General features: G+C 47.1%; 14 protein-coding genes and 1 pseudogene. All 15 read right to left on the reverse strand.

Annotation, left to right across the window (positions count from 1 at the left end; translation table 11 throughout):
* Positions 1-301: 301 nt before the first annotated feature.
* On the reverse strand, positions 302-829 hold the full coding sequence (locus FHS16_RS19825; RefSeq protein WP_183566579.1) for a TetR/AcrR family transcriptional regulator: 528 nt from the start codon (positions 827-829) through the stop codon (positions 302-304).
* A 236-nt stretch (positions 830-1065) separates the two neighbouring features.
* Positions 1066-2688 (reverse strand): family 10 glycosylhydrolase, encoded by a 1623-nt coding sequence (locus tag FHS16_RS19830; protein WP_183566582.1) that lies wholly within the window; start codon positions 2686-2688, stop codon positions 1066-1068.
* 253 nt (positions 2689-2941) lie between these two features.
* Positions 2942-3871 carry a methyl-accepting chemotaxis protein gene (locus FHS16_RS19835; RefSeq protein WP_183566584.1) on the reverse strand — a complete coding sequence of 310 codons (930 nt, stop codon included), beginning with the start codon at positions 3869-3871 and terminating at the stop codon, positions 2942-2944.
* Positions 3872-3948: 77 nt separating this feature from the next.
* A complete protein-coding gene (locus tag FHS16_RS19840; protein WP_246431853.1) occupies positions 3949-7065 on the reverse strand; it encodes an ATP-binding protein in 3117 nt (1038 codons plus the stop codon).
* Positions 7066-7121: 56 nt separating this feature from the next.
* The gene (locus tag FHS16_RS19845) at positions 7122-7409 is read right to left on the reverse strand and encodes a hypothetical protein (RefSeq protein WP_183566587.1); all 288 of its coding nucleotides are present in this window, start codon (positions 7407-7409) and stop codon (positions 7122-7124) included.
* Positions 7409-7636 (reverse strand): helix-turn-helix transcriptional regulator, encoded by a 228-nt coding sequence (locus FHS16_RS19850; protein ID WP_376769685.1) that lies wholly within the window; start codon positions 7634-7636, stop codon positions 7409-7411. The genes FHS16_RS19845 and FHS16_RS19850 overlap by 1 nt, the downstream gene beginning before the upstream one ends.
* 202 nt (positions 7637-7838) lie before the next feature.
* Positions 7839-8042: a hypothetical protein gene (locus FHS16_RS19855; RefSeq protein ID WP_183566593.1), complete on the reverse strand. Its 204-nt coding sequence runs from the start codon at positions 8040-8042 to the stop codon at positions 7839-7841.
* Positions 8043-8202: 160 nt separating this feature from the next.
* On the reverse strand, positions 8203-9240 hold the full coding sequence (locus tag FHS16_RS19860; protein ID WP_183566596.1) for an NAD(P)/FAD-dependent oxidoreductase: 1038 nt from the start codon (positions 9238-9240) through the stop codon (positions 8203-8205).
* Positions 9241-9377: 137 nt separating this feature from the next.
* The gene (locus FHS16_RS19865; RefSeq protein WP_183566599.1) at positions 9378-11000 is read right to left on the reverse strand and encodes a helix-turn-helix domain-containing protein; all 1623 of its coding nucleotides are present in this window, start codon (positions 10998-11000) and stop codon (positions 9378-9380) included.
* 142 nt (positions 11001-11142) lie between these two features.
* Positions 11143-12150 carry an ABC transporter substrate-binding protein gene (locus tag FHS16_RS19870; RefSeq protein ID WP_183566602.1) on the reverse strand — a complete coding sequence of 336 codons (1008 nt, stop codon included), beginning with the start codon at positions 12148-12150 and terminating at the stop codon, positions 11143-11145.
* A 380-nt stretch (positions 12151-12530) separates the two neighbouring features.
* Positions 12531-12926: a VOC family protein gene (locus tag FHS16_RS19875; RefSeq protein ID WP_183566605.1), complete on the reverse strand. Its 396-nt coding sequence runs from the start codon at positions 12924-12926 to the stop codon at positions 12531-12533.
* 114 nt (positions 12927-13040) lie between these two features.
* Positions 13041-13283, reverse strand: a pseudogene (locus FHS16_RS31865) (GNAT family N-acetyltransferase); the annotation flags it as partial.
* A gap of 15 nt (positions 13284-13298) precedes the next feature.
* Positions 13299-13496 carry a GNAT family N-acetyltransferase gene (locus tag FHS16_RS31870; RefSeq protein WP_246431855.1) on the reverse strand — a complete coding sequence of 66 codons (198 nt, stop codon included), beginning with the start codon at positions 13494-13496 and terminating at the stop codon, positions 13299-13301.
* 85 nt (positions 13497-13581) lie between these two features.
* Entirely contained in the window at positions 13582-13827 is a 246-nt protein-coding gene (locus FHS16_RS19885) for a hypothetical protein (RefSeq protein ID WP_183566608.1), read from the reverse strand.
* Positions 13828-13831: 4 nt separating this feature from the next.
* Complete coding sequence (locus tag FHS16_RS19890) at positions 13832-14413, reverse strand: GNAT family N-acetyltransferase (protein ID WP_183566611.1); 582 nt, start codon at positions 14411-14413, stop codon at positions 13832-13834.
* Positions 14414-14666 lie beyond the last annotated feature (253 nt).

Below are 14666 nucleotides of genomic sequence, written 5' to 3' on the forward strand. Positions count from 1 at the left end.
ATGGCCATTATGCTGCGTTTCCCCCTTTCAGCACTTTGGTTCTATACTATCATTCGCCTATTCAGATGACAATGTTGATACTTTGTAATCAGTCATTAGGAATGTTTAAGGTCATTCCCGTGATGAAAAAGCAGAATTAAACGCAATTCATGCCTCTGCCTAGTAACCCTCATAAATCCGGCAAGTTGCCCGATTGTGTGCCTACTCGGAAAGGCGTGGTCACTCCTTCGTAATTCATCATCATACTCATGCCCTTAGAAGCATGTATCAGATTATGGCAGTGAGCCAAGGTATCCTTGGCTTACTCATCGACAACCATTAATTCGGGCAATGACAACGCCAGCGAAATGTTGCACAGCATCCCTTTTGCCAGAAAAATAAGCGTCTTCTCCTGCGGCCGTTCGAGGCCGGCGTCTTTGAAAGCTGTGTAAACGATTTGCTGGATTTCACGGAAGCCATTCTGCATGGTCTGGGTGATCGTTTCTTCTTTGATGGTCTGTGCTTGCATTTGGAGCAATGTTTCATTCTGGTAATCGTCCATAATTTTCACATACGCTTGCACCAGCTCATTCTCAAGCCGTTCAGGACCTGTCGTCGCAATAACGGAGCGAAAAGCGTCAAAAATACGAGTCCAAGATACTTCCAATGCTTCCTGCAAAAGCGCTTCCTTCGTGGAAAAGAACCGAAAAACATAAGGCTGTGAGATTTGTGCGCGTTCTGCCACCTTCGCAGTTGTCGCACGGTAATAGCCAATCTCCGCGAAAACCTCAATCGCAGCAGATACAATATCCGTTCGGCGATTGGCAGAGGTTGAAGATGCTTTCGTCATCCTGTATCCCACCTTCATATGTTCGTCATGTTTAGTAATTGATCAATCACTAAACATAGAATAAACGATAATTGCTCTTTTTGCAAGCCTAAGCTGCCTGTTCATTTCCGCATACCGAATACGAGTACCATAAAACACCATACTCGCACGCAGGTCACGCAGCAAAAAAGAGACGGCCCTCACTGGCATAACTCCAGGCGGTGCGCGTCTCTTCGGCGGTGCAGCGTGTTAAAGGCTTACTTCGTTTGCTCCGAATAATAGGTCTGGAGCACGTTAATAATATCTAATGTGTTTTTTCGAAGATCTTTGGCGCTAAAAAACACATCACCTTTCACTTCCAGGTATTTTCGATTATATTCCAGTTGGTTAACAATTTCCTGCGCGCTTTGCCAGCCTGCCTCCTTCGTTCCGAGCTTATAAGGCGAATGACCGATATACAGATCAACGCCAGTACCTTTCACTTCCTCTGCCCACCAGTCAACCAACTTGTCGTATCTCGCGACGTTGAACGACAAGCTCCAATATATCTGTGGCGTGACATAGTCGATCCAGCCCTGCTTTATCCATGTTCGAACATCTGCATACATATCGTCATACGCGGTAATACTTGCTTTCGTATCCGAGCCTGTTTTATCTACGGCCTTGTTTCGCCACACTCCGAATGGGCTTATTCCGTATTCTACCTGCGGGTTAGCCATATGAATCGAATTGCCCAGCTGCCGCACGAATTCATTAATATTATTTCTTCGCCAGTCTGCTTTCGATTGAATCTTAGCGGAATTGAACGTTTTAAAAGTCACATCGTCGGCAAACGCGACATTCGACGGATAGAAATAATCGTCAAGATGTACGCCGTCCACATCATACCCGTTCACAACCTCCATGATCGCGTTAATAATATGCTGGCGCGCATCAGGAATGCCGGGGTTAATATAGAGCTTCCCGGCTGCATTCACAATCCAATCCGGATGCTCCTTAGATACATGGGTAGGAGCAAGCGATTCCGTCTTCGCGTCTACATGAGCACGAAACGGGTTGAACCATGCATGAAACTCCATATCCCTCTTATGGGCTTCCTCTATCATAAAGGCAAGCGGGTCATAAGTCGGCGCCAAGCCTTGAACACCTGTTACGTATTTGGACCAAGGGACCAATTTGGACGGGTACAGCGCATCTCCCGCAGGACGAACCTGTACGAACACGGCATTCATCCCCATATTTTGCAAATCATCCAGCAAATTAACGAACTCCCCCATCTGCTTCACAGGATTCAAATAAGAAGCCGCTGAGGGCCAGTCCAGATTGTACACCGTCGACACCCAAGCCCCGCGCATACCTGTGCTCGCATCTGGTCCTGGACTCGGTTCAGGTTCAGTGGGTGGAGTTACAGTGCCGTCTGATGGATGATCAATCGCGGCTGAGAGCATTGTAATCGTACGATTGCTTTGGTTCCAATTGACTTGGAGGCCAAGCTCCTCGCTAACGAAGCGAAGCGGTACCATCACGCGGCCGTTGTTAAGGAGAACAGTATTATCAAGTCTTACGATGTCGCCATTCACGGTTGCGACTGTATCGCCTTTGACCATTCGAATGATTTTGCCATCATGGCTTGTAATTGTTGCTCGCTGATCTGCCTGGCTCCAATCCACGCTCGCTTTCAATTCCTCACTGATGACGCGCAGCGGAACCATCGTTACATTAACCCTAGGTATAATATAAGGAGCTACATCGCTTTTTATGGTTTTGCCATCCAAAACAATACGAATAACTGCAGCCTCGGCCGCAGCAGCAGCGGGAGCTGCTATACACATGCAAATAGCTGCACAAAGCAGCCAAAACGCCCATTTCCTTGCCTTCATTACCTTCATTCTCCTATCCGGTTACCCATTATGTACCCTTCCAGGAATTAGACGCTTCCGGCTAGTCATAGGTTGCGCCGATGAACAAGTTAACGAGCAATTGTATGTATCGAAGCGCTCTTTCTTCTACATAGAGACGAATGGGCAACAAGCCTGATTAATCGAGACTTAACTAGACTTCGCCTACTGCATGGAAGGCTGTCCCTCTATATTCTGAACAACTCGCGGGCAGCCTTCTATATAGACTGACCGTTCACTGCATCGTTATTCGGAGCTCTTTGGCCTGCGTATCGAGTTGGACAGCCGCTTCTCCGATACCCATAAATTCATTGACGGCTTGCTGAATCCGCTGTTGGCTCTCTGCCACTGCGGACTTTGTTTGCGTTGTTCCTTGCGTCATTTCATTGACGCGGGTCACGATTCCTTTGACATAGGTTCCTACTTCTTTTGTTGCCTCTTGCACCTGACCAGCAAGATTGCGAACCTCCGTGGCAACAACGTTGAAGCCGCGCCCGTGCTCACCTGCATGTGCAGCCTCAATTGCCGCATTCAGAGCGAGTAGATTCGTCTGGGACGCTACGTCACGGATCGTTCGCACAATACCGCTAATCAACTCCGTCTGCTTCTCAAGCTCGCGAAGCAGAACCATAATGCCATCCGTCTCTGAAGCTACCTTCTCTATTGCTAGCTCCACATCCTGGCTCTGGGCGATTCCAGCCTTCGCCCGGCCGAGCAGCTCCTCCGACATATCCAACAATTCGCCAGTAATTTTGGCCGTTGCTTGCTCGCGATCATTTATATCGGTGGCTATTTTTAATACGGCTCCGACATGGCCCTGCGCATTACGGATCGGCATGTAGGTCGCCTCCAGCCAGATCATGCTTCCGTTTTTGGTCATTCGCAATATTTTATCCTGAAAAGGCCGCCCGCTGCGCAAGTTATCCCAAAGCAAAGCATACTCAGCACTGTTAACAAAATCTGTAGAACAGAACTGTTGATGCATCATTCCCAGCATCTCTTCAGATTGGTAACCCATCGCTTGCGCAAAGTTGGCATTTACCCATAGCACTTTCCCCTGAGCATCAAATTCGATCATCGCTAGCGATTGCTCGACAGCTGTTAGAACAGACTCCTGATCGAGTACCTGGGTAGTCGTATAGTTACTGGTTCGCAGTACGCTCATGTTGTATTTCTCCTTTATCGTTCCAATTCAATTACATGCCTATTACATGTTGTGAACGGTCTTAGGATAAGAGAGGCTCAGCCACTCCTCGGAATAACAAAAGAAATCTTCGTCCCTTGACCGACAATGCTCTCCAGTTGCAGGCCGCTACCATATAGCTGGTTAAGCCGCCGATCCGTATTGCGAAGCCCGATTCCCTGTCCTTCCGCCGCTTCCCCATTAAGCAGACTTTTCAATCTGCTGTCCTCTATGCCAATGCCATCATCCTCAATAACAACCTCCGTATAATCGGCATAACCTTTAATCCGAATGTACAAGCTTCCTCCGCGCGCGCGCTTCAGAATACCGTGCTTTACCGCATTTTCAACAAGCGGTTGAATCGACAGTGGCGGAAGCTCGAATGTCAAATGCTCATCGATCTCCCAGTACACCTGAAGCCTCTCCTCAAAACGCTCCTTTTCGATATGGAGGTAGGAGCGTACCAGCTTCAGCTCATGCTCCAAAACGACAACCCGCTCCAAATTTCTTGGATCGAAGCTTGCGCGCAAATAATCGCCAAATTCGTTCAAGAGGCTCATCATTCGATTCGTATCAATTTCACTCAACGCCCCGATCGCGTTTAATGTATTAAATAGAAAGTGAGGTTGGATCTGTGCTTGCAGCCAAGCCGCCTCCACACGCAGCCGCTCCTTGAACGACTTGCGAATGCCCGTCAGAGCGCGCACCCGCGATTTCAGCTCCAGCACATCCATAGGCTTCGTCAAATAATCGTTTGCCCCGGATTGGAAGCCCATCTCAATATCCTCAGGCCGGCTTCGTGCGGTAAGAAGCAGAATCGGAAGCTCCGTTACTTCAAAACGCTGCCTAACCGCTTGCGTGAGCTGGTAGCCCGACATATTTGGCATCATTACATCCGTAATGATCAAATCCCACTCTACGGCTGTCAATTGATTTAATGCTTCTTTGCCGCTAGTCGCCGTTGCGACCTCGAAGCCCTCATGCGACAATACGTTTCTCATTACACTTAAATTAATCGGATCATCATCCACGACCAACAAATGCAAGCGGCTTGCCGAACCTCCAGCATGAGGCGCGTTCACCGGTTTCGCAAAGGCGGACGCTGTTTCTCGCAGCATCGCCTGAACCGGAAGAGGAATTGCTGATGGCTTTTCTTCATCTGATGCAGCATCAGCTAACGGCAAAGTAAAGGTAAATACCGATCCAAAACCTAATTTTGAGCTTACTGTAATCTTGCCTTCATGAAGCTCTATAAGCTGCCTGCAAATACCGAGGCCCAGCCCTAGACCGCTCGCATAAGCAGTATCACCGTCGGCTCCCTGCTCATAAGGCTCGAATGCTTTACGAAGCTGCTCTTCGTCCATTCCGATACCCGTATCCGTTACGGTAATAACTGCTTGCCCGTCTTTAATCCACGCGTCTACGGCAATGATACCTTCATCCGTAAATTTCGCGGCGTTGTGAAGCAAATTAAATAAAATCTGCACAAGCCGATTCTCATCGGCTAGCACAACCGGCAGCTCATCCGGAATGCGGTTGACGAGCTGGACTGGCTTGCCCGCTGTCATCAAGCGGATCATATCGCACACACCGGCTGCAACTGCTTGAACAGAAACAACCTTTAGTTGGAGGCGAACTTGCTTCTCTTTGAGACGCGATATATCAAGCAAATCATTGAGCAAGTAAGACATGCGCTTGCCTACCGATAGGAGTAGGCCCATATTGTCACGATTTTTGGCATCATCCACTCTCTCATCTCCGCTAAGAATCGTCTGGGCGATGGCAAGCATGCCATGCAGCGGATTTCGCAGCTCATGCGAGGTTTGCACCAAAAACTGATCCTTGCGCTTATCTTCTTCGAGAAGTTTCTCGGCAAGCTTAGCCGTTTGAGCCGAGCTCCGCAAATAACGCTTGAACCAATAAGAACCGAAGGCAATAAATGTTGCGATCATATCGAACGGGTAAAAGCCCATCTCCATCCAGCCCGTGTTTTTGACAATGCCCCAAATCGAGTTAACCGTAATCGCGCTGATCCCAAGCAAAATAAAAATAACATCTTTATTGCCTTTGCGCGCAGCCATAAATGCGATAACCGGAACAGCCAAGAAAGAAATCATAACGAGCGGAACGTGGATATAATCCGTATACGTCAGCCATTCGACGGGCAAGAATGGAATGGTTGCCGCGTATACGGCACTAATTACCGTGTAAGCGCGCAGTCCCCGAATTTGGCGTATCTCCGGCAGCAGGCTTCTCGTGTATAGGAGAATGAGCACGGCCATCCCCAGATAAGACAAATAATACAGCTTGAGATTCCATTCGTAGCTAATTGGAAGCCATGCAATAAGCAGGTAGCTGTTATCGATGAGAATGGAGACAATGCCAAACAGCAGCAATAGAAAAAAGTAAACCAGCGCTTTTTGCCGGACCCCCATTCCATAAAGAATAGCGGAATAAATAGCATGGCCCAACAAAACCAGACATACCGACAGCTGCAGACCTGCAGAAAACCATGTCGTTCTGTGTACGGCCTGGTCGCTACCGAATTTGATCGGCCAATAGATCCCTCCTGCGATCCGATCATTGAAATTTGCAACCTGAACAATAATCTCTATTTCTTCCTCGCCCGAGGAGAAGGTTCCCGAGTAGGGAACGATTCGCGGCTTATAGCTGTCAGCCGAAGCGCCCGGCTCCCCGGCTTGAGCAACTACCCGGCCATTCACAATGATCTTCGACGAAGCTGGAGTCGTTGGCAAATGGATGCCGTACACACGGTCTCCATCCGCTTTGACCTGTATGAGCAGGCGGTATGAACCGTAACCGAAGGTCGGATTCTTGTCGTTTCCAAAAACATGGTTCCAGTTGCCCGGAACGTTAAGCATCTGCATGGGAAGCTGTTCTTCCGTATCGATGGACGCTGCATTCGTCAGCAATTGATTCGGATAAAACGCCCATTCCCCGTTAAGCGAAATGGCTCTCCCCGATTCGAAGTCCCACTCACGCAGATCCAATTCGCCGTGAATGGCTTGCGCAGGCTCTGGCGGCGTTACAACAAAGAGCCAATAAAGCCGTAAGCCTGTTAGCGCTATTATAAATAAAGTCAAGTAAACGAGTATTTTTCTATTCTTTTTCATAGCTGTATTTTTCGACAAAAAAGGAATGATTCCTGTCAGCAAATGAAGCCCGCCTTAGAAAAGCTTCCAGCAGGCAAGAACAATCCCTTTAAATTGTCTTACATCTTCCTTTGAAGAATAACAATGCTGACTGCGTTGCTGCCGAAAATGAGCGCCATCCACACGGAAATGGCTGCCTTGATATGATCTGGATTAGGCTCCGCGAATTGAAAATACAAGATTTGAAATACGAAACCTGCCAATATAAAAATAAAAGCGATCTGGCTTGACTTGGCGAGTATCGTCCTGCCTCTCTCGTCTCTACCGTCATTGCGGGCAAACCCAATATAAGCGCCTAAGCTCATTACTACAATCATCATCATGACAATATAAATGGCCGTCATCATTATGCCTCACCTTTGCCTTTCTTCCCATAAATGAAAATCTCGTCAATTCTCTTCTCGAACAACTGTGCAATCTCGAAAGCCAGCATGAGCGAAGGATTATATTTGTTCGATTCCAGCGAGTTTATTGTCTGCCTTGTGACGTCAAGCTGCTCAGCAACATACTTCTGGGTCCATTTCCGCTCTGCTCTCAGCAAGAACAAATTGTTTTGCAATGTACCTTTGCTGATATCCAATACTCCGATCTCCTTCGTGTCAAAAATATATTACATTTGTATTATATTTCTTACCTCAAAAATTTGTCAACCGTTTTACTGTCCTCTTTAACTGGCTCTCCTAGCAATAAAAAAAGCCCTGTGATTACCGATCGGAACTGCCCTGTCTTATACAGGAGCCAGTTCCGATCATCACAGAGCTTTCTTGGCCATTGTGTTACGTGCCCGGCGGAATCTCCGTTGGAACATCCGGTTTAATCTCAGGGATGACATCCGGCTTGATCTCGGGCGGTGTTTGCGGAATAATTTCCGGTGCCGGCTGATTTGGCAAGATCTCTGGAGAAGCCGGCGGCGTTATTTCCGGTTTATTATCCGGATTAATGTTCGGAATCTCTGAGGTCACATTCAAATAATCTGACATAGCGCTGCATCTCCCTTCGTTTATAAGTATGTATACCCCAAACCGGCGCTAAACTAACGAGTGTTTTGAAATAAAGAGATAGATTATATCGTGTATAATTTTTTATCCCTCTATTGGAAAGAGAATGGAGCCTCCGCAATGAGACTCCATCCTTTATGTTCTATTCCTCCACAACGCCTAGCGCCTTGTTCTTTTCCTTAAATCGCTCATTATGAGAGGAGACGTAAGCCACTTTCGGCGCCTCGGGATCCATATACAGCTTCGCGCTGTTCACAGCAAGCGCCGCATCCGTGAACGCCCCGGCGATGAGATTGAGCTTGCTATCGAAGTTGGCGAAGTCGCCCGCTGCGAAGATGCCTGGGAGGTTCGACTCCAGCTTCCCGTTGACAAATACATTCCAGTCATCCATCTGAAGGCCCCAGTCCTTGATACCGCTGAAATCAGCCTTCAGCCCATGATTGACGATCACCGCGTCTACGGTGAATTGTTCGGTCTCTCCTGATTCCAGATGGGCAACCGTCACGCGGTCAATCATCTCCCCATTGCTGCTGGACAGCTGGGTCACCTCGTACGGCGTCCGTACGTCAACGGAGGATTCCTTCATTTTGATAATATTCTTCTCATGTCCGCCGAATTGCTCGCGCCGGTGCACGACCGTAACCTGCTCAGCGATAGGCTCCAGCTCGTTTGCCCAATCCACTGCCGAATTGCCGCCTCCGGATATGAGCACGCGTTTGCCGCGGAAAGGCTCAAGCTCCTGAACCGTATAATGCAGGTTAGAAACCTCGTAACGCTCAGCCCCTTCAAGCTCAAGCTTCGCCATTCTCAGAATGCCGCGCCCGATTGCCAGAATAATGGTGCGCGTCCAGTGCTTTTCCCCTTCTGATGTAACGAGGATGTACGTGCCGTCCTCCTGCTGCTCCATCCCATAAACCTGCGTGCCAAGTATAATCGTAGGATCGAAGGTTTTCGCCTGCTGCTCCAACTGAACGATTAGCTTCTCGCAAAGTGTAGGCGTCACGCCGCCAACGTCCCAAACCATCTTCTCGGGATAAATCAGCATGCGGCCTCCAAGCTGCTCATTCGCATCAATCACTTTGGTTTTCAAATCTCTCATTCCGCTATAGAAAGCAGCGTACATCCCAGCAGGGCCGCCGCCAATAATCGTGACATCGTATAATTCCAATTGCTCCGTCAACGCATTTCCTCCTGAACTTTTATTTGAGATTGATTCTCACTATAATTGTAGACTTCGATCTCTCTTTAGATCAATGGACAAACTGTAAGGAGATTTTGTACAAACTTTGCAATTCGCGCCCCTCCTAGACACATTGGCTAAGCAAGAGCATGGAGGATATCGTCTATTTTTTTGCTATTGGAGATAACGCCATAATTCATCCATGTCATAAAATCCACCTCATATACGCGGTTGTTTCTTACAGCCGGAAGAGCCGACCATAGCGGATGCTGAAGCAGCGCCCTCTCTTCACCGTCAGCCTGGCTATGCCATTTATCGAATGTAACAAACAAATGATCAGCCGTTAGCATGGACAGCTCATCCAGCGAGAGCCTTGTCATTCTTGCATTGTTTCCCACAGCCTCAGCCTTCTGTATCCGGTGTGGACACAAGCCCAGGTCTCCATAAAGTACGGCTGTGGCAAAACCTCTCCCCGTATCCGTGTATTGATGAACGAAATCGGCTGATATTCGTAGAAATGCGACGGTCTCACCGCTCATGCTGCTCAGCTTCGTTCGAGCCTCGCTTGCTTTTGCCTCGTAGCCCGCAATGACTTCCTCGGCCCGCTCCGAGCGCCCGACATAGCTGCCGACCATTCGAAGCAGCGCCCGCCAATTATCGCTTTGCTCATCCAAAACACAAAGTGGAGATACGCTGCGGCATTGTACATATTCACTGTTTTGATAACGATCCCGCAAAATAATAAAATCGGGATTATGCGCAGACAGCGCTGTGAACTCTTCGCTTAGCTCATCGAATGTCGGGACGTGGTGAAGCGCTAAGTAATCCTGCTTCCCCCATTTCGCGTGGGAATACTGCACAATCGGCAATATATCAAGCGCTACAAGAAAATCCTCCAGAAACGGAGCCGCCACTCTAGGCTGGTCGCGGTGGCTGCGACGGAATTGTCCCGGCGATACGCCGACCATTTGCTTAAAGCGCCTATTGAAATAATATTCATTCGTGAAACCGGCATGCTCCGCAATGTCAGATAAACGTTCCTCTCCGCGCATCAACCGGCGCTTGGCTTGCTCGATTCGTACGCCATTCAAATACTGGAGCGGCACCAGCCCTGTCTTTTCCTTAAATAGACGGGTATATTTCCATCGGTCAATTCCCGCCAGGTCAGCCAGCTCCTCGACCGTCAGCACATTCCGATAATGCTGCTGGATGTGGCGAATCGATTGGTCAATGCCTTCCCATTCAACGGAGCCGATCTTGTCGTTTACAGCTGCATGGTCTTGATTCTGGCTTATGAGCAGCAGCAGAAGCTCCTGAAAGCGGACAGAGCAATGAAAACGTCTCAGCTCTTCCTGCACATGCGTGCAGCCATACATATCCTCGATCAGCTCCAGCACTCTGGCAAATGGCGTGCAAGCCAGCTCCGCCTTCGCTGGCAGTAAGTTCTTTGCTTCTTTCCCCTCTTTAACCGTCTGCACTCCGAATATGAGCAAGTAGTAGGAAACGCCTTCTCCTTCCGGCTCCAATGCGGCAGCTGCCTCAGGCCGAAGCAAGAAGCATTTTCCCGTACCCATCGAATGTGGCGCCTCGCCTTTCATATGAATGCTGCCCCGCCCTCTAGTCACAAGGAGAAGTGTATGGAAGCTTGCAGGTATCACCGGTTGGTGATTACGCTTCGCATTTCTTATGAACCGAATCGTTTGCAGATTATATTGAGCGGCAGGAGCCGTAATCATAAGTTCGCTGTTATGTTCTTCCATCGTTGAAACCCCGTTTCAATAATGAGAATGATTATCATTATTTATTGTAACGCAAAAAGAGCGGCTCTTCAACCATCGTTGAAAAGCTGCTCTTTTTAGAATGGAAACGGCCAGCAAAACGTTGGCTTTTATAATCGAACGACTAAGGAGTCATCAGCTTCAGCAATTCGTCCATTTTTTTGAAATTCGCGGTGATTGCGCCCGTTTGCCAGTATGATCTCTCAACCGGATATACATGGCCTTCCTTCACGGCAGCAATGGATTTCCATATTGGGCTGTCCAGCATTTCCTTCAAAGCTTTGGCGTTTTCCTCATCCTCCCATGTTCCGTTGGAAGGCAGGAGTATGATATGATCCGCCCCAAGCTCTGGTAAAGATTCCTCAGCCAATACCATATTCCCCTCGGTCATCGCTTGTGCATAAGCAGGCGCTTTGAGCTCCAAGTCCTTATAAAGGAGCTCTCCAATAAATATGTTCTTCGTGCCAAAAATATTGATGGAATGGTCAACTACATTCATCCGCAGCACGACGATGCTCTCCTCTCCAAGCGCCGTTTTCAGCTCCTCTTTCACTTGACCGATCCTGCTCTCGTAATCTTGCAACACCTGCTCGGCCTTCTCTGGCAACCCCACTAGATCCGCGATCATCTTCAACGTTTCACGGGTGTCGGACAAAACCTCGTTCGCAATGTGATAGGTCGGTGCTATCTTCGAGTAATTCTCATACTGGGCTGCATCTCCCTCTCCAGCAGTTATAATCAAGTCAGGCTCTGATGCAAGAAGCGCCTCAATGCTGCCGGTCACATCTAACAATGGAACCTCTAGCTCAAGGTAGTCTTGCTTGCCCCACATCGGATTATAATATTGCACGATCGGCGTCACGCCAAGAGCAACCAAATAATCCTCGCGATACAATGCCGTTACACGTTTTGGTTGAACAGGTATTTCTACTTCTCCGAATTGGTCCGTTACGACTCTTGTTTCCGCTGCCGCATTTCCTGCTTGGCTATTCGTGTTCGTTTCCGTCGTTGCTGAAGGCTGCTGCACTGCAGCATTCTCCGATTTATTCCCCTCAACGCCGCATCCAGACAGCATGATAGCTGCCGAAAACAACGATATGTATCCTGCTTTTACTAATCCTCGCAAAGCCATGACCGTACCCTCTCCTATGCCCTTCATTTTTGCAATCTGAATAATGATTATCATTATCACTCACATAGGCTCGATTGTACCTCATAACGCTTGCGGTGCTCAATGCACATTCTGAACAAAAATATTTATACAAACTCGGCAGATCCTTGGAGACCGTGCTTAATCCCATAAATGATAAATGACCTCTCCAACCGTTTCAGGTTTTCTATTATGAATCTGCATATAGCTTGCTGCTCGCTGCTTGTAACAGAGTTAGGAGCATATCCGTATGATATGCCCCTAGTTTATTCTAATACTGTTCCGAAAGTTGAATGCTTAATGATATGTGTTTTCTCACCTTTTTGCTGCAACTGAAATCCATATACATGCCTTTCAAAAGCTTACTGTTTGGTAATCATCCATGTGACACCGAATTTATCGACCACTTCTCCATAATAGGCTCCCCATGGCTGAAGCGCGAGAGGATACTTGCTTTCGCCGCCCTCGCTTAGCTTGAAATAAGCTGTTCTGGCTTCTGATTCGTCATCATAGTTCAAAGAAAGGCAGATGCTGCGGTTATATGCAACCGGCTCGAAGGAATCGGAGATCATTAACGTATTGGCACCCGCCACTGTCAAAGCCAAATGCATCACTTTATCTTTCATCTCCTCGGGGATTCCCGGTGTTTCAGCGAAGGTGCTGAGGAATTGAATTTCGCCGCCAAGTGACCCTATGTAAAAATCCGCCTGAACTCTTGCATCCTCCGACATCAAATAAGAATTGATTTTTGCTCCCATAACCGTTCAACAACCTTCCTGCTTGAATTTGTCTTTCTATGAGGACGACGAATGAACAATCGTGAAATCGACAATGGAAAAAAAATATTTTTATATGTCCATTTAGCTGCTGCGTCAAAGGATCTTCTGATAGCTCGCAATATCCAGCCATCTGCCGAACTTATTGCCAATTTCTTTGAAATGAGCTGATTTCTCATAACCGAGGCGCTCAAACATTCTAATACTCCGCTCATTTTTCGTACAAATCGTAGCAACAAGCACATGGAAGCCAAGCTCTCGAGCTTGGGTTTCTAAGAAGCGTATAGCCGCTGTGCTTACCTTCTTGCCGACATGATCGGGATCCAAATAAATGGTTACCTCCGCCGTCGTATCCTATGCTTGTTTGTTTTTATGCGGGGTTAATAGTGCGTAACCGATGATTAGTCCCCCAGCTTCAAGAGCATAAGCTTTATATCTTGTATTTCCATTTAAAACGGTTTGTTGCATTTCTTCGATAGAAAGCTCAATGGTATGAAAAGAAACTGTTGTATGGGTAACATAATAGTTATAAATAGCGTGGGCGCGCTGCAAGTGGCGCTTTCCATTTCAATGATTTGCATGTATGTCATCCTTTCAAAAGGCTTTACCATTTGGATTGATTCGCCACCACAGTTCGTTATCTCTGAAGCTCTAATGATGTTCCCCATGTGATTCTTATCTCTAATTGCAACAGAGAACGGTGATCTACTCTCATGATGATTTCCCCGCATCTATTTGCTATGCCAATTATAAAATCAATCTCTCTATTCTCCCTAGCCAGCCTAAACTTTGCATCGCCATACACCCATGGAATTCCTTCTTCAATGATGCCTGCCTCACACTCAAATAAGTATTCCAACTCATATAACGCTGGGTGATTCATACGATCACCTGCTTTCGGAAAATTCCTGATATATATTTCGCATATTAAGGCTCTTCATTAATTCTATATTTGCAAATGTGTCTTCCGAATGTACTTTGTCACCATATATACCACTGATTCCATTGAAACCTGCTACTGTCCAAAACCGTATAGCTTGCCAGTTTTTAATGGCAATATTGACTCTAATATGCTCAAATCCCAGCTTTATGATTTCTTTGCACAACTGAGCTTCCGTTTCTTTCCCAAAACCTTTTCCTTGTAGTTCTGTACCTATGTATAAAAAGGTAATATAAACAGAATCAAAAGTGGGATATCCATGATATACGCTTAAAATCCCTATTATTTCTTCCCTATCTTCTTGCCTTATTGTAAAAATACGATAATTCTCCTTTTCTCCTTCAGGTGGGATATCCCCATAAAAAAAACAGTGTTCAATATGCTTTGGGTCATATTCAAGGCCATCCCATTGGTTCATATATCGACTGCTTGAATATAATTGTTGTGCCTCGGCAATCTCATTCTCTAACAGTCTATTGAATACGAGATTGGATGATCTCCAGAAGTTCGGAAGCCTTTTATTAACCATACGTGTCACATCCTTAAGTATTTATCTAAGTTAGATGTTGAGCTTATTAATTTGTAACGATATGAAGGATATGTGATATTAAGCTGTCCATCTCCATTGCCTAATCGCCAACGAAGCTGCCGTTAATACCGACAGCCTCATCCTATTTTCGAGTATTTGCAATCGATGCCTGCATCAAACAACCATTCGACATACAGGTTTACCCGGACATCATTTTCGAAAGATGCAGGAAAGTCAAAGTTTTTTCAAGTCA

It is taken from the genome of Paenibacillus endophyticus (assembly GCF_014192395.1).
Taxonomy (GTDB): Bacteria; Bacillota; Bacilli; order Paenibacillales; family Paenibacillaceae; genus Pristimantibacillus; species Pristimantibacillus endophyticus.

Bases quoted from the DNA above. Each gene is read 5' to 3' on its own strand.
- FHS16_RS19865 (WP_183566599.1), bottom strand. From the start codon at position 11,000: ATGGAAGAACATAACAGCGAACTTATGATTACGGCTCCTGCCGCTCAA.
- FHS16_RS19835 (WP_183566584.1), bottom strand. From the start codon at position 3,871: ATGAGCGTACTGCGAACCAGTAACTATACGACTACCCAGGTACTCGAT.
- FHS16_RS19845 (WP_183566587.1), bottom strand. From the start codon at position 7,409: ATGATGACGGCCATTTATATTGTCATGATGATGATTGTAGTAATGAGC.
- FHS16_RS19855 (WP_183566593.1), bottom strand. From the start codon at position 8,042: ATGTCAGATTATTTGAATGTGACCTCAGAGATTCCGAACATTAATCCG.
- FHS16_RS19890 (WP_183566611.1), bottom strand. From the start codon at position 14,413: ATGGTTAATAAAAGGCTTCCGAACTTCTGGAGATCATCCAATCTCGTA.
- FHS16_RS19825 (WP_183566579.1), bottom strand. From the start codon at position 829: ATGACGAAAGCATCTTCAACCTCTGCCAATCGCCGAACGGATATTGTA.
- FHS16_RS19875 (WP_183566605.1), bottom strand. From the start codon at position 12,926: ATGGGAGCAAAAATCAATTCTTATTTGATGTCGGAGGATGCAAGAGTT.
- FHS16_RS19830 (WP_183566582.1), bottom strand. From the start codon at position 2,688: ATGAAGGCAAGGAAATGGGCGTTTTGGCTGCTTTGTGCAGCTATTTGC.
- FHS16_RS19870 (WP_183566602.1), bottom strand. From the start codon at position 12,150: ATGGCTTTGCGAGGATTAGTAAAAGCAGGATACATATCGTTGTTTTCG.
- FHS16_RS19885 (WP_183566608.1), bottom strand. From the start codon at position 13,827: ATGAATCACCCAGCGTTATATGAGTTGGAATACTTATTTGAGTGTGAG.